Raw genomic sequence first — 15,033 nt, forward strand, 5'->3', positions numbered from 1 at the left:
GTTCCAGGTACATATCAGGATTTGGCATCAGGCTCACCGTCAGTACCGCGAGCCTGATGCCGCGAGGATTAATTACTGCGCATCAGATGTCGCCGTGGCGTTAATCTCGTCAACAACCGGCTTCAGCTGCGGATATTTGGCGAGAAATTCCGTCCAGACTGGCTGTACCTGCTGGTAGAAATATTCACGATCGATTTCGCGGAATGTGACGCCTTTCGCCTTCAGATCCTGAATAGCGCTCTGTTCCAGCTTGTTCGCTTGTTGACGTTCATATTCCGTCGCCTCTTTCGCCGCGGCCAGAACATCGGCGCGTAACGGCTCCGGTATTTGCTGGAAGCTGTTTTTATTCATGGCGATCATGATGGGGTTGTAAATATGCCGGGTCAGCGCGGCGTTCTTAACGATTTCATAATATTTACTGGAATAGACGGTTGCGGCGTCATGCTCAACGCCATCAATGACGCCCATCTGCAAACTGGAATAAACTTCACCGCCAGGCATGGGAATCGCTACGGCGCCCATATGATTCAATGTTGAAATAAAGTTAGGCACCGGCAATACGCGAATTTTCAGATTCTTCAAATCTTCAGGTTTTTCAATCGGCTTTTTAGTGTAAATATTGCGCGAGCCGAGGCTGTAGCCATAGCCCAGTACCATTACGCCGGCCTTTTTTGACATCAGATCGGAGAGTGTCGTACCGGCTTTACCATCAAGCGCTTTGCTGACCTGATCGTAATCTTTAAACAGATAGCCTAAATCCAGTACGCCTATTTCAGGCACCAGCGTTGCCCAGATAGAACTCCCGGAAATCATCATGTTAATAGCACCAATGCGTACCTGCTGGGTGGCATCGGCTTCTTTGCCCAACATGCCGTTGGGGAAGTAGCTCAGCTTGATTTGTCCGTTAAGTTTTTCGTTTTTGTTTAAATTTTCCTGGAATCGCTGGAACCAAATGTAATGAGAGGAGGTTTCATCGGCGGGCAGAGAAGAATAAACCCGCATATTGATGGCGGCCTGAGCAGCCGAAAATGCCGAGCATCCCGCCATTAAAGCGGCGCCCAGGCACGTTGAGACTATTACATGGCGTAACGTAAGGCGTTGAATAGTTTTCATAATGATTATCATCCTGCCGTAGGTTATATCTGGTATCTATCTTGTGCGGTTTAGCGGTGAAAATTACGCGAACGTCGCCGTATAAAATTACTGACAATGGTCACTAACCGCCTTCTGTAACGTTTTAGTGTAACGTTACAGAAAAACTATCGGCGCCATGTTGAAAAAGCAAGCGGCCTGAAGTCAATAAATCGACAAGATTGAATTTTTGTGCACAACGTCGCTAATTTTGGCGGACGTGTTACAAAGGGAAAAATTACAAAACAATGTTTAGTCACTGTTCAGTTAATCATTTTTAACACCCCCAAACCCATTACGCTGGCGTCCTCCGTACCGGAGTGCCTGCATAATGGATTGGAGGGAGAAGTGGATGAACCGTGTTTGCAAAATCTTCTGCTGGAGACTTGCACGATGAACGTCAGGAAATACTCTTATCGAATATTTTGATGAGGGGAAGGCCGTCGCCGCTACGTTAGCTGCTAATCCTGCCTAAAGCGCGATAGTCTGAGGATAACGCCGCTCACGCTCCCGTTGTGGTGAGGCCAGCGGCATCTCGCCCAACAAAGCAGGAACAAAAGAGATAAATCAGAGGCGAATGCTTATCTGTTCATTTTTCTGCTAACATCTCACGCAGGATAAAATCGGTATATATTCCTTTACACATCGGTTACTTCAAAAAAACAGTACAACGCTTCACTGGCAAAACTAAAACGCAGGAGAAATCATGAGTCTTCACCTCTGGCTGGCTTATACAGGGATAATCATCGCTCTTATTGCCATTCCGGGCCCTTCCGCCTTGATCAGCATGTCCCACGGTTTGCGTTATGGGTACTATCGCGCAACGGCAACCGTACTCGGCGGAGTCGCTGCGGCAATGGTATTGATGTCCTGCTCAGCATTAGGTCTGGGCGCCGTCCTTGCCGCGTCGACAACCGCGTTTATCGCATTAAAAATCATTGGCGCCGCTTATCTGGTCTGGTTAGGGATTGCGTCATGGCGCTCAGCAGAAATGGGAGCGACGGAGCAAGAAGTGCAGGATGCTTCAGCGCCAGGCTGGTTTTCTCTGTTCCGCAAAGGCTTTCTGGTTGGGATCAGCAACCCCAAAGATCTGCTGTTCTTTGCCGCCCTTTTCCCGAACTTTATTGATACCAGCGCCCCACACGCCCTACAGTTTGTCATTCTGGCTGCCACCTGGGTCATGTTGGATTTCAGCATCATGTTTATCTACGCCTGTACGGGTCGCCGTTTGTCAGCGGTGTTCTCCAACCCACGTCGGATAAAACTCTTTAACCGCTCCACCGGCGGCATTTTTATCTTGGCAGGCACCACGCTGGCCGCCTCCACTCGGTAATAATGTCACGCCGTGTCAGTCGGCAACCTGTTTAAGAACGCTTTCCCCGCAGCGGCCATCCGCTCAGCGCAGTTCGATCAACGTCAGCCGGCCGCCAAATACGGCGCCGGTATCAATGTAGAGCTGGTTAAAAAATATCAAGGGCTTGTGGAGCGGCGTGTGCCCGAAGATAAACAGATAAGCCCCGGAGATGCGGTTCCCCTCGCCCGCCATCGCCCGCGTGATACGGTTGCGCCCCCAGACCAGCTCATCCTCATCGACGGCTTTGCCGAAGGCATAATCGTCGGCGGGATAGTCGGCATGGGCAATCACATAGCGGCGGCCGCCGATATTGACGTCGATGACCAGCGGCAGGTTTGCCGTTTGGGCTATGCGCCTGCTCGCCAGCCGTTTATCGGCATCATCCAGGTTGGCATACCAGGTTCCGCCGTTACGCGCCCAAAGCCAGCCGTTATCTTCATTCAGCGCTTCCCGCGCCATCTGTTCATGATTGCCGCACACGGCGGTAAACCAGGGTTCATCCAGCAATGACAGGCAGGCCAGACTATCGGGGCCACGGTCAATCAGATCGCCGACCGAGATCAGCAGGTCGGTTTGACGATTGAATTTTCTGGCGGCCAGCGCATCCAGCAACGGCTGATAGCAACCGTGGATATCGCCGACCACAAATATTTTTTGATAATCCTCTGCGCTGATTCTGCGATACATGGATACCTCATCTGAAGCGCACTACCGTGCCTGAGTCTGGCCGGGAAAACGCCGACGCCCCCTGACGCGGCCAAACGTTCTCCTATTTTTACACGCTCAGATAAGTATGGCATTTAACACGCCGCAGTGAACGACTCTTCCGTCGGATGGCGCGGCGTTTCCAGAATGAGCTGGTAAAACACCAGATCCAGCCAACGTCCGAATTTGAAAGCCGCCTGGGATATGGTTCCCGCATGTTGAAAGCCCAGTTTTTCATGCAGAACGATGCTGGCGCCGTTTTCAGCATCAATTCCGGCCACCAGGGTATGTACGCCCTGCTCCTTGGCCGCCGCAATCACTTGCTGAAGCAATAGCTTACCCAGCCCTTTTCCCCGGTGATCCTTATGGACGTAGACCGAATGCTCCACGGAATATTTATAGGCCGGCCGGTCACGAAAAGCGCCATAGGTGGCGAATCCCAATAGTTCGCCCTGTTCGTTTTCATAGCCGATGATGGGGAAATTATGGGCCGATTTGCCGGCGAACCAGGGCGTCATGCTCTCCAGCGGCCGAGGTTTATACTCATATATCGCCGTTGAATTGATGATGGCATCGTTGAAAATATCTAAAATCTGCTGTGCATGACGCGCTTCCGTACAGTTAATTCGCTTCATTTCAGTTACCTTCCCCGCAAAAATTCAATATAGTAGAAATTATTCCACTAAAGTAATCAGCTGGGGATTCCCATGTCAATAGATAACGTGATAGCGACGCAGCTTTATCAATTACGCAGAGCCAAAAATATGAGCATTGAGCTGCTGGCGCAGCACTCAGGCGTCAGTAAGGCGATGATTTCCAAGATTGAACGCCAAGAAAGCAGCCCCAGCGCCACCATCCTCGGACGATTGGCGGCAGGATTGGGCATCCCCATCACTCAGCTATTGAGCGATGAAAATCAGCCGCGTCAAAGGCTACGCAGAAAAGCGGATCAGGAGATATGGCGCGATCCGGCGCAGCACTATCTGCGTCGGCAGGTTTCAGAACGGGAACCGGCCACCGGGCTGGAGATGATCGAAATTACCCTTCCTCCTTTCGCCAAGGTCAGCTATCCGCGTTGGAGCAGTCACCCCTATCAGCAGCGGCTATGGTTGATTGAAGGCGCATTGACCGTTGAGTATCACGCTGAGCGTTTTGATCTTATGGCGGGCGATTGCCTGAATTTTGACGTGGAGCATGCCGTCACGTTTCATAATTCCCACCCAAGCGAATGCCGTTATCTGTTGGTGATAACCAATGATTAGCGATAACCAATGACGATAACCAACGAATAGCAACGGATAAAGCGCCTCAACCGACCGCGCCTGAGAGAATGGCGCGAAATCCGGCATCTATTAATGGCGTTGGTCTGTCCGGCGGGGTCGGACAGGCATGGTTATTGCGTTCCCGTTGTCCCGCCGCCTGCACGGGAAAGCTCAGGAAAATGCTTGCGTAGCGCATTGGCCACGGCCTGTCGGTCGTACCCCAACCGTTGCAGGATGGTGGCGATTTGTCGGGCGGAAATGTCATCCTGATACACCGTGCACAGCACATCAGTAATCAACTCCGGCGTAATGATGGAAATCTGCGAGATGTCGCCGACACTTTCCCCAATAGCCTGAAGGATATGTTCGACAGCCTGTTCCGGGGTCATCCCCTGCTCCTGTAGCGATGCCAGCACAGCAACAAGCTTATCTTTTAATTCATTCGCCATCGTTCAGTTCCTTGATTAACGGGGCCTTTCCTCAGTTCCCGTCAACATAGCATTTACCAAATCCGGGCAACTTGTCCTGTCCCGGCACGCCACAACCTGAGATTGTGGCTACCACAAATAAAGAGTGTTTTTCCGATATATCTCAGATGGTTATAGTGAAACCAGCCCTTGTAATTCCCTCCGACAGCCGTACCGATACAAGGGAGGTATAGCCGTTTGGCAACGTCCAGCCCGTTTATCAGGTTGCATCAGCACCTCTTTCCCAGCATAGAACAGGAAAACGATATAACCAGAAAACAGCACGGGGATAAGGCATCCACCCTACAATAACAGGAAGATAACGTCATGAGCAGATTAAGAAAAAATAGCGCTATCGGTTGCTTTCTTTTCATCTTTAGCCTCTCTCTCAGCTACGCACAACACGCTACCGCGCAAGAGCGCAAAATAGAAACCGACGTCGTTGTCGTCGGCTTCGGCGGCGCCGGCGTGTCCGCCGCGGTGTCGGCGGCGGAATCCGGATTGAAAGTCATTGCGCTGGAAAAACAGGCGTTCGCCGGCGGCAGTTCCAACTTCGCCGAAGGGTTGTTCGGCGTCCAGACCGATCAAACCCGTAAAAACTCGATAACCATGACCCCGGAAGAGGCTTACCGGACCTCCATGGAGTTTAACCAGTCTTACCGGGTTAATCCCGCGCTGGTGAGACTGTATCTGAAGGAGTCCAACGCCACGATCCGCTGGCTGGAAAAGCACGGGGTCAGTTTCTACGTGACCCAGATATCCCCGCATGAACCGCGGGTGTGGCATATCGTGGAGGATTACGGCAACGCCCACCACGGATCGGCGCTCATCAAGCGCATGGTGGAGCGGGCCAACGAACTGGGCGTGACGGTCATGTATAAAACACCGGGGAAAAAGCTGATCTACCAGGATGGCGCCATCAGGGGCGTGGAAGCGGAAGATGCCGATGGCAACAAAATCACCATCACGGCGAAAGCGGTTATTCTGGCGACGGGAGGATTCCAGGACAGCAAGGAGAAAGTCAAAGCCTGGACCCCCTTCGATCCGGAAAAAGTCCAACCCTTCGCCTTCCTGAACAAAACCGGCGACGGCATTGATATGGCGATGGGCGTCGGCGCCGATACCACCGACTTCGGGCTGATGATGCATCCCGCGCTGACGGATAAAGGCATTCCGCTGGTGGGCGATTTACAGGGGATGGCCTGGGAACCCAATCTGTGGGTCAACAAATATGGCGATCGCTTTATTGATGAAACGGTCGTGCAAAGTTTTGTTATTGCCGGTAATGCGATTGAAGCGCAGCGCGACAACTTCGTCTGGTCCATTTTTGACGACAATACGGTGAAATATGTCGAAGAACAGGGAGCCAGAACCGGAATGGGGGTCATTATTCCGGTCATGAAGAAACTCACCAACGTAAAAAAAGAGATCAACGATGCCATCAGCGCAGGCAGCGACAAAGTGGTCATGGCCGGCTCGCTCAATGAACTGGCTAAAAAGATCGCGGTCGATCCCAAACGGCTGACAGCCTCCGTCACCCGCTATAACCAGATCAAAGAAAAGAATGTGGATGAGAATTTTGTCAGAGATCCGGCCACTATCATACCGGTTACCGGCCCGACCTATTACGCCCTGAAAGTCCAACCTCACTATTTCGCCACTATCGGCGGGGTACGCATCACGCCGGCGATGGAGGTAACGGATAAGCAGGATAACGTGATCAAAGGACTCTACGCTACCGGTCTTGATGCGGGCGGGCTATATGGCAGAACCTACACGCTGTGGGCATCGGGTTCCGCTTACTCCTTCTCAGTCACCTCAGGCCGTTTGTCCGGCGTCAACGCCGCCACCTATATCCGCGCGCTGAAATAACTCCCGCACGCTGTGATGGGGAGCCAGGGCTCCCCATCGTGCATCACATGCACTGGGGGAATAATGAATAATATCAATCAATTGATTAGCGTTACGCTGCTGACGGCAGCCGTCATGGCGGCGCCCGCGGTTTATGGCGTGGAAAACGTCACGCCGTTGCAACCGGGCGCCACCACCGGAAACGCGGCCGGCATGCTGCCGCCGGACGGGCTCTATTTTTCGTTTGCCAGCTCTTATGAAACCGGCTTCCTGCGGGATGAAAACGGCGATAAGGCCCAAACGCCCGGCGGCAACGTCAAACTCAAGGTTAACAGCTCTGCGGCCTCGCTACTGTGGGTGCCGGGTTGGGAAGTGATGGGCGCCCGTTACGGGCTCAGTGTCACCCAGCCGTATCGCACCATTCGCGTCAAAACCGATAACGGCATCTCGACAAGCACGGATAGCTATGATGGGTTACTCAACACCACGCTCACGCCGCTGATGTTGTCGTGGGATCTGGGCGGCGGCCTGTTCATGGGATTCGGCGCGGGGATCAGCCTGAAAAACGGCAAGTTTGAATATCAATACAGCGAAGCCGCCGGCAGAAACGTCATGCTGGGAAACTCCACCGCCAATAATTTTTATATTTTTCAGCCCAATCTCGCCTTCACCTACCTGCGGGATGACTGGGCGTTCACGCTGAATAACATCTTCAATATTAATACCCGCAACAAAACCACCGAGTATCAAACCGGACACATTTATTATCTGGATGCGACCGCCGCTAAAACGATGGATAACTGGACGCTGGGCGTGATTGGCAACTATACCCGGCAAATCAGTAATGATGAGATAAAAGGACAGAAAGTCGCCGGCACTCCGGGGCTCCACACCCAGGGGAAACGCACCGAATATGCCGCTCTCGGCCCGCTGGTCGGCTACAACTTCGGCTCGTTTGCCGTTTCCGGCCGCCTACAGTTCTCGCTGTTCGCCAAAAACGATGTGGATATGTCGATATTGCAGTTGGGCGTCACCATCCCGCTGCAATAACGTCGGGCCGCCATCGTCATAATCTGGCGATGGCATCTTCATCCCCCCTTGCGCACAGCAAAACTGTGCGCAATATCCCTTTTATCAATACGTGTTTTTTATTCCTATGATAGCTGTCATGTTCTGACATAAAAGGGCTGGTTACACTGTGCGCCAATCCTTGCACGATCTTCAATGATGGAAGCGATGGCACATGGATATCGGCACGCTGAAATATTTTGTTCAGGTGTATGAGGATCGCTGCCTGACTCGTTCCGCACAGAAATTGTTTATTACCCAGCAGGCGCTGAGCAGGCAGATCCTCAACCTGGAGACCGAACTGGGCGTCACCCTGTTTCGGCGTAATTCCCGCGGCATGTCTCCGACGGCAATGGGCGATGTTCTCTATGCCAAAGCCCTGACCGCCATCAACAGTATCGCCGATCTGGAAAATGATATGCGCGCCAGACAACAGCACGAACATCCGTGTTACCGTCTGGGCTTCTCTCCCGGTACGTTGCAGAGCCTGGGCGTGCAACGGGTGATGGAGTTTCTGGCTTCGTACACCGATGCTGACTGTGTACTGTCGGAGCACGCCGACATTGAATGTGAAGCTCGCGTGGATAACGGATCGCTGGATATGGCTATCACCGTCAAGCCGGCGGATAACCAGCGCCTGCGCTATATCAGCATCAAGCAGGAACGGATCGTGCTGGTTACCAATCAGGAACATCGTCTGGCGCGACAGGCAAAAACACGGCCCATTCGCCTGTCCGACATGGTCGATGTCTCCCTGATCATGCTGGATGAAACCTTCCGGCTGCAAGAGACCATCATGCATCATCTGTATCAGGCCAATATCTCGCCCCGTATCCATACCCGCATCAGTCACGATCTGCATGTCGCCTATGATCTGGTGATGCTGAACAAAGGCGTTTTTGTGTTTGTCGAAGGACTGGCCCGCCCGCTGCTGCGCGACGGCATGATGTGCATTCCCCTGCTGGATACCGGCATGACATGGGATATCGGCTTTATCCTCTGCCACGAATCCGCAACCCATTCACCGGTTCTGATCAATTTCGTCAACAGCTTTCAGCGTAAAATGAGCGAACCTCCGGAAACCACACGCCAGACCGATGCCATTGGCTGCCCGCTGTTTACCTGACATTCCCGGCTATTGATGAATAGATGCGGGAGGCGGCGTTTATTCCGCATCGGTGTATAATGGTTAGCATTAGATAAAAATAGTTTGAAACAACTCTGCGTAAATCGAGTCACCCTCTTCTTTCTTTGAGATGCGATAATCCACCGAATAAAAATCGTGTTTCATTTAGTGAGCAAAAAAGGCCAAGTCATGATCACCACCGACGGTAACAACGCAGTCGCCTCTGTCGCCTGGCGAACCAATGAGGTCATCGCCATCTATCCCATTACGCCAAGTTCCACCATGGCAGAACAGGCCGCGGCCTGGTCGAGCGACGGCGGCAAGAATATTTGGGGAGATACGCCGCATGTGGTTGAAATGCAATCTGAAGGCGGTGCGATAGCCACCGTTCATGGCGCGTTGCAAACCGGTTCCCTCGCGACCACCTTTACTTCATCGCAGGGCTTACTGTTGATGATCCCCTCGTTGTATAAACTGGCCGGTGAGCTGACGCCTTTTGTCCTGCACGTGGCGGCACGCACGGTGGCAACCCATGCGCTCTCGATTTTCTGCGATCACTCCGACGTCATGGCCGTCCGCCAGACCGGTTGCGCCATGCTGTGCGCCAGCAACGTGCAGGAAGCGCAGGATTTCGCGCTGATCGCGCAGATAGCCAGTCTGAACAGCCGCCTACCGTTTATCCATTTCTTTGATGGCTTTCGTACATCCCATGAAATCAACAAGATTGAGCCGCTGAGCGATGAGGTTATTCGCCAGCTGTTGCCCCGGCAGGCCATTGAGGCACACCGTGAGCGAGCGCTTACACCTGAACGGCCGGTGATTCGTGGAACGGCCTCCAACCCGGATACGTTTTTCCAGTCGCGGGAGGCCACCAACCCATGGTACAACGCCGCCTGCGGGCACGTCGAACAGGCAATGAATGCCTTTGCCAAAGCAACGGGGCGCCAGTATCGGCCATTTGAGTACTATGGCCACCCGGAAGCGACGAAAGTGGTTATTTTGATGGGTTCGGGCGTTGGTACGTGCGAAGAGGTCATTGATACCCTGTTGACCCGTGGAGAAAAGGTCGGTGTGGTTAAAGTCCGTCTCTATCGGCCTTTCTCCGCCCGTCATTTGCTGGCTGCCATTCCGCAAACGGCAAAAAGCATTGCCGTACTGGATCGCACCAAAGAGCCGGGCGCGGTGGCTGAACCGCTGTATCTGGATGTGATGACCTCACTGGCCGAAGCATTTTCCGCGAGTGAACGTTCATCAATGCCGCGGGTGATTGGCGGACGCTACGGTTTATCCTCGAAAGAATTCACGCCGCAGTGCGTCCAGGCGATTTTTAATGAGTTAGCACTTGCCAACCCGCGTCCCCGCTTCACCGTTGGCATTTATGATGATGTAACCCATCTTTCTCTGCCGTTGCCGGAACAGCGTCTGCCGACGACATCCTCACTGGAAGCCTTGTTCTATGGATTGGGCAGCGATGGCACCGTCTCGGCGACCAAGAACGCCATCAAGATCGTGGGTGAAACCACGCCGATGTTTGTACAGGGCTACTTCGTTTACGACTCCAAAAAAGCAGGCAGTTTGACCGTTTCCCACATGCGCGTGGGCCCGCATCCGATCAATTCCGCTTATCTTATCGATCAGGCGGATTTTGTCGCCTGTCACCAGTGGCAGTTCATTGATAAATACCGAATGGTGGAACGGCTGAAACCCGGCGGTATCTTCCTGATCAACTCGCCATATTCCAGTGACGATATCTGGCACCGTCTGCCACAGGAAGTACAGGCCGGTCTCAAGACGCGTAACGCACAGGTGTATTGCATCAACGCGGCGAAAATTGCCCGCGAATGTCAATTGGGAGCCCGCATCAACACGGTGATGCAAATGGCCTTCTTCCATCTGTCACAAATCCTGCCGGGCGATCTCGCGGTTGAAAAACTACGCGCCGCTATCGCCAAAAGCTACGGCAGCAAAGGCCAGGAACTGGTTGAACGCAACTGGCGCGCCCTGAGCGCCACATTAGAAGCCCTCTCCGCCGTCCCGCTGGAGGCGGTCAATCCGGATAGCCCGCAGCGCCCTCCCGTGGTCTCCGATGCGGCGCCGGATTTCGTGAAAACCGTTACCGCGGCCATGCTGGCGGGTTTGGGCGATACCTTGCCGGTTTCTGCGCTGCCCCCCGATGGCACCTGGCCGACGGGGACGACGAAGTGGGAGAAACGCAATATCGCGGAAGAAATTCCACGGTGGCAACCCCAGCTCTGTACCCAATGTAACCACTGCGTCGCCGCCTGTCCGCACTCCGCCATCCGCGCAAAAGTGGTGCCGGCCGATACCATGGCGTCTGCGCCGGCGTCATTGCAATCGCTGGATGTCAAAGCCCGCGATATGCGTGGTCAGAAATATGTTTTGCAGGTGGCGCCGGAAGACTGCACCGGCTGTAACCTTTGTGTGGAAGTCTGCCCGGCGAAAGATCGTCAGAATCCCGAGTTCAAAGCCATCAATATGGAATCTCGTCTGGACAACCTGAGCGTCGAAAAAGAGAACTTTGATTTCTTCCTGCAACTGCCGGAAATCGACAAATCCAGGCTGGAACGCATCGATATCCGTACTTCTCAGTTGATTTCACCGCTGTTCGAGTATTCCGGCGCCTGTTCCGGCTGTGGTGAAACGCCTTATATCAAACTGCTGACCCAGCTTTACGGCGATCGGCTGCTGGTGGCGAATGCCACGGGCTGTTCGTCCATTTATGGCGGCAACCTGCCGACCACCCCGTGGACCACCGATGCCAACGGGCGCGGACCGGCGTGGGCCAACTCCCTGTTTGAAGATAACGCCGAGTTCGGTCTGGGCTTCCGCCTGAGCGTCGACCAGCACCGCCAGCGCGCCGTGCGCCTGCTGCATGAGCTTGCGCCGCAGCTGCCGGATGATTTAGTCGCGGCGTTGCAGGAAGAGTCGATCGCGCCGGAGCTGCGTCGTCAGCAAATTGAACAGCTGCGTATGATCCTGGCCGATCTCAACAATGAGCAGGCCAAAGCCTTGTCCGCCGAAGCCGATCATCTGGTGGATAAATCCATCTGGCTGATTGGCGGCGACGGTTGGGCGTATGACATCGGCTATGGCGGTCTGGATCACGTCATGAGCCTGAGTGAAAACGTCAACGTGCTGGTGCTGGATACCCAGTGTTATTCCAACACCGGCGGACAGCAATCCAAAGCCACGCCGCTGGGCGCCGTGACCAAGTTTGGCGAAAAGGGCAAGCGTAAAGCGCGTAAAGATCTCGGCATCAACGTGATGATGTACGGCCATGTCTACGTTGCGCAGATATCGCTGGGCGCGCAGCTGAATCAGACGGTGAAAGCCATTCAGGAAGCGGAAGCCTGGCCGGGTCCGTCGCTGATTATCGCCTATAGCCCTTGTGAAGAGCACGGCTACGATCTGGCCTTCAGCCACGATCAGATGCGTCAGCTCACTACGACAGGCTTCTGGCCGCTTTATCGCTTCGATCCGCGCCGCATCGAAGAAGGCAAAGCCGCGCTGGTGACCGATTCTCGTCCACCGTCAAGCAGCCTGAGTGAAACTCTGCTGAAAGAACAGCGCTTTCGCCGTCTGAACAGCCAGATGCCGGAAGAAACGGCGCTGCTGTATGAAGAAGCCGAACTGGATCTGCGCCGCCGTTTTGATTTCCTGACCATGATGGCGGGTAAAACAGAGAAAAATCCGCAGGAGTAATCGAGGCGACATCACGCAAAAGGATAGCCATCGCGCTATCCTTTTATGCTTGCAGCAATAACCTAAAGGGCGTTAACGTCAACGCATCGCATCGTTGCGTCACCTGGCGTCAGGCACCCTTTCCGCCGTCCGCCATATCAGCCAGCAAGAGAGGGAACGGGGATGAAAGTCGCACTGGGACAATTCGCGGTCGACCGTGAATGGCAAAACAACGTCACGACAATATCGGCATTCATGTCGGCAGCGCAGAAAAACGACGCCGATTTACTGGTGTTGCCCGAAGGTGTCCTGGCCCGGGATATAACCAATCCCAATATGGTATTAACCTCGGCCCAACCGCTGGATGGCCCGTTTGTCACACAGTTGCTGGCTGCCAGCAAAGGCAGCGCCATGACAACGATGCTGTGCGTCCATATTCCCAACGGTGAGGGGAAAGTCTGGAATACGCTGCTGGCGATCCGCGACGGTGCTATCGTGGCCCAGTATCGCAAGCTACATCTGTACGACGCATTTTCCGTGCAGGAATCGGAAAATGTGTTGGCCGGTGAAGACATTCCGCCATTGCTGACCATCGCCGGGATGAACGTCGGCCTGATGACCTGCTACGACATCCGTTTTCCTGAAATGGCGCGGCGTTTAGTGCTGGACGGTGCGGACGTGCTCGTGCTGCCTTCCGCCTGGATTAAGGGCCCGCTGAAGGAATCCCACTGGGAACTGCTGGTTCGGGCCAGGGCGTTGGAAAACACGGTCTATCTTGTCGCCGTGGGAGAATGCGGCGTCAAGAATATCGGTAACAGTATGGTCGTCGATCCGTTAGGGGTTGTTATTGTCCAGGCGCCGGAAGTGCCCGCCCTGCTCTACGCCGATATCCAGCCGGAACGATTGGCCTATGCTCGTCAGGCGCTGCCGGTATTGGCTAATCGCCGTTTTAAGAAACCTCTTTTGGATGGAGAACGCGGCTCCCTGACCGGGGATTGAAAGAATTTTTCATTGTGATACCAAAAAATGTGATTCGTTGCACATCTTGTTTCCCTCAAAGACCGTTCTGCACATATAATGCGCATCCGGTCGTTATCGATCGGAAACCTGACCCATTACCGCTGGTATGGCATTTACCACTCAACAAAGACATGAAAATGAGTATTCGCGCGATCCTTACCCTAGTTCTGGCCGCCGCCGCATTTAGTCAGGCCGCCTTTGCCGTTGTCTATCCACTGCCTGCGGCCAACAGCCGTCTGGTGGGAGAGAATCTGGAAATTACTGTCCCGACAGACAGCACATTGCCGTTAGAAGCTTTCGCAGCCCAATACCAAATGGGGCTGAGCAACATGATGGAAGCGAACCCGGATGCGGATGTTTACCTGCCACAGCCCGGTAGCACGATGATTATTCCCCATCAGCTTATCCTGCCGGACGCGCCGCGCGAAGGTATTGTGATCAACAGTGCGGAAATGCGCCTGTATTACTACCCGAAAGGCACCAAAACCGTCATCGTTCTGCCGATCGGGATTGGTGAGTTAGGTAAAGATACCCCGATTAACTGGACGACCTCCGTTCAGCGCAAGAAAGCCGGTCCGACCTGGACGCCGACGGCCAAGATGCACGCCGAGTACGCCGCCCGCGGAGAAACGTTACCAAAAGTGTTCCCGGCCGGCCCCGATAACCCGATGGGGCTTTACGCGCTGTATATCGGTAATCTCTATGCCATCCACGGCACCAACGCCAACTTCGGCATCGGCCTGCGCGTGAGCCACGGTTGTGTGCGTTTGCGTGCCGATGACATTAAGTATTTGTTCGATCACGTCCCGGTGGGTACGCGCGTACAGTTCATTAATGAGCCGGTTAAAGCCACGGTGGAACCGGATGGATCACGCTATGTGGAAGTACACCATCCGCTGTCTCGTACGGTAGAAGAGTTCCATTCTGATTCTCCGGCGCCGATCAGTATCACCGCCAAAGTCAGCCAGGTGTTGGCCGATGCCAGCGTGAATACCAGCGAAGTGGATCATGCCATCAGAACGCGTTCCGGTATGCCGACCAAGATCAACGGTCTGATCGAGGCAGAAACGCCGGCGATTCCGGTTGAGTCTATTGCCGCGCCGATTACGCCGGAAACACCGGCGCAGGACGATTCCGTTCAGGCTCCGGTACAGGACGATCCGGCTGATGCAGCCGCGCCGGAAACTGAAGCGCAACCCGCACCAGAAACCAACGCCAACCATTCTTAATCCGATCTCTTCATAGAAAACGCGCATAAGGCGCGTTTTCTACTTTCCCGGTTTGTTCCCACGGCTTTCTATCCTTAATTCAGCCCCATTCTGCCCGGCGATAGCCACGGCGCTGAAC

The 15,033-nt window shown here is 54.0% G+C and carries 12 protein-coding genes; 8 read left to right on the forward strand and 4 right to left on the reverse strand.

The genetic code is table 11. The features are described 5' to 3' along the window. Nucleotides 1-72: 72 nt before the first annotated feature. Entirely contained in the window at nt 73-1,113 is a 1,041-nt protein-coding gene (locus B4923_RS11815) for a TRAP transporter substrate-binding protein (RefSeq protein ID WP_109054568.1), read from the reverse strand. A gap of 724 nt (nt 1,114-1,837) precedes the next feature. Here B4923_RS11815 and B4923_RS11820 point away from each other — a divergent pair. Further along, nucleotides 1,838-2,464: a LysE family translocator gene (locus tag B4923_RS11820; RefSeq protein WP_109054569.1), complete on the forward strand. Its 627-nt coding sequence runs from the start codon at nt 1,838-1,840 to the stop codon at nt 2,462-2,464. Nucleotides 2,465-2,527: 63 nt separating this feature from the next. On the opposite strand, the gene B4923_RS11825 is transcribed toward B4923_RS11820, so the two are convergent. Both B4923_RS11825 and B4923_RS11830 read right to left on the reverse strand, forming a co-directional pair. Further along, nucleotides 2,528-3,172 carry a metallophosphoesterase gene (locus B4923_RS11825; RefSeq protein WP_109054570.1) on the reverse strand — a complete coding sequence of 215 codons (645 nt, stop codon included), beginning with the start codon at nt 3,170-3,172 and terminating at the stop codon, nt 2,528-2,530. Between the two features lie 113 nt (nt 3,173-3,285). Then, nucleotides 3,286-3,825, reverse strand: coding sequence for a GNAT family N-acetyltransferase (locus tag B4923_RS11830; protein WP_109054571.1), 540 nt, complete (start codon nt 3,823-3,825; stop codon nt 3,286-3,288). 72 nt (nt 3,826-3,897) lie between these two features. Between B4923_RS11830 and B4923_RS11835 the strand changes: the two genes are divergently transcribed. Further along, nucleotides 3,898-4,452, forward strand: coding sequence for a helix-turn-helix domain-containing protein (locus tag B4923_RS11835; protein ID WP_109054572.1), 555 nt, complete (start codon nt 3,898-3,900; stop codon nt 4,450-4,452). A 131-nt stretch (nt 4,453-4,583) separates the two neighbouring features. On the opposite strand, the gene B4923_RS11840 is transcribed toward B4923_RS11835, so the two are convergent. Then, nucleotides 4,584-4,901 (reverse strand): hypothetical protein, encoded by a 318-nt coding sequence (locus B4923_RS11840; protein ID WP_109054573.1) that lies wholly within the window; start codon nt 4,899-4,901, stop codon nt 4,584-4,586. A gap of 345 nt (nt 4,902-5,246) precedes the next feature. Here B4923_RS11840 and B4923_RS11845 point away from each other — a divergent pair, with 345 nt between their 5' ends. The 6 genes from B4923_RS11845 (at nt 5,247) to B4923_RS11870 (ending at nt 14,915) form a co-directional block, all read left to right on the forward strand. After that, complete coding sequence (locus tag B4923_RS11845; RefSeq protein ID WP_109054574.1) at nt 5,247-6,791, forward strand: FAD-dependent oxidoreductase; 1,545 nt, start codon at nt 5,247-5,249, stop codon at nt 6,789-6,791. Between the two features lie 63 nt (nt 6,792-6,854). Beyond that, on the forward strand, nt 6,855-7,820 hold the full coding sequence (locus B4923_RS11850) for a SphA family protein (protein WP_170116052.1): 966 nt from the start codon (nt 6,855-6,857) through the stop codon (nt 7,818-7,820). A 193-nt stretch (nt 7,821-8,013) separates the two neighbouring features. Beyond that, entirely contained in the window at nt 8,014-8,964 is a 951-nt protein-coding gene (locus B4923_RS11855) for a LysR family transcriptional regulator (protein WP_109054576.1), read from the forward strand. Between the two features lie 189 nt (nt 8,965-9,153). Then, nucleotides 9,154-12,687, forward strand: a complete 3,534-nt coding sequence (gene nifJ, locus B4923_RS11860) for a pyruvate:ferredoxin (flavodoxin) oxidoreductase (protein WP_109054577.1) — start codon at nt 9,154-9,156, stop codon at nt 12,685-12,687. A gap of 162 nt (nt 12,688-12,849) precedes the next feature. After that, complete coding sequence (locus B4923_RS11865; RefSeq protein WP_109054578.1) at nt 12,850-13,665, forward strand: deaminated glutathione amidase; 816 nt, start codon at nt 12,850-12,852, stop codon at nt 13,663-13,665. A 158-nt stretch (nt 13,666-13,823) separates the two neighbouring features. Beyond that, nucleotides 13,824-14,915, forward strand: coding sequence for a L,D-transpeptidase family protein (locus B4923_RS11870; protein ID WP_109054683.1), 1,092 nt, complete (start codon nt 13,824-13,826; stop codon nt 14,913-14,915). Nucleotides 14,916-15,033: the final 118 nt, after the last annotated feature.

This window comes from Brenneria roseae subsp. americana, from assembly GCF_003115815.1.
Lineage (GTDB): Bacteria > Pseudomonadota > Gammaproteobacteria > Enterobacterales > Enterobacteriaceae > Brenneria > Brenneria roseae.

What these genes read in the sequence shown, in the direction of transcription:
- B4923_RS11815 (WP_109054568.1), bottom strand. Translation starts at nt 1,113, where the DNA reads ATGAAAACTATTCAACGCCTTACGTTACGCCATGTAATAGTCTCAACG.
- B4923_RS11820 (WP_109054569.1), top strand. Translation starts at nt 1,838, where the DNA reads ATGAGTCTTCACCTCTGGCTGGCTTATACAGGGATAATCATCGCTCTT.
- B4923_RS11825 (WP_109054570.1), bottom strand. Translation starts at nt 3,172, where the DNA reads ATGTATCGCAGAATCAGCGCAGAGGATTATCAAAAAATATTTGTGGTC.
- B4923_RS11830 (WP_109054571.1), bottom strand. Translation starts at nt 3,825, where the DNA reads ATGAAGCGAATTAACTGTACGGAAGCGCGTCATGCACAGCAGATTTTA.
- B4923_RS11835 (WP_109054572.1), top strand. Translation starts at nt 3,898, where the DNA reads ATGTCAATAGATAACGTGATAGCGACGCAGCTTTATCAATTACGCAGA.
- B4923_RS11840 (WP_109054573.1), bottom strand. Translation starts at nt 4,901, where the DNA reads ATGGCGAATGAATTAAAAGATAAGCTTGTTGCTGTGCTGGCATCGCTA.
- B4923_RS11845 (WP_109054574.1), top strand. Translation starts at nt 5,247, where the DNA reads ATGAGCAGATTAAGAAAAAATAGCGCTATCGGTTGCTTTCTTTTCATC.
- B4923_RS11850 (WP_170116052.1), top strand. Translation starts at nt 6,855, where the DNA reads ATGAATAATATCAATCAATTGATTAGCGTTACGCTGCTGACGGCAGCC.
- B4923_RS11855 (WP_109054576.1), top strand. Translation starts at nt 8,014, where the DNA reads ATGGATATCGGCACGCTGAAATATTTTGTTCAGGTGTATGAGGATCGC.
- nifJ (WP_109054577.1), top strand. Translation starts at nt 9,154, where the DNA reads ATGATCACCACCGACGGTAACAACGCAGTCGCCTCTGTCGCCTGGCGA.
- B4923_RS11865 (WP_109054578.1), top strand. Translation starts at nt 12,850, where the DNA reads ATGAAAGTCGCACTGGGACAATTCGCGGTCGACCGTGAATGGCAAAAC.
- B4923_RS11870 (WP_109054683.1), top strand. Translation starts at nt 13,824, where the DNA reads ATGAGTATTCGCGCGATCCTTACCCTAGTTCTGGCCGCCGCCGCATTT.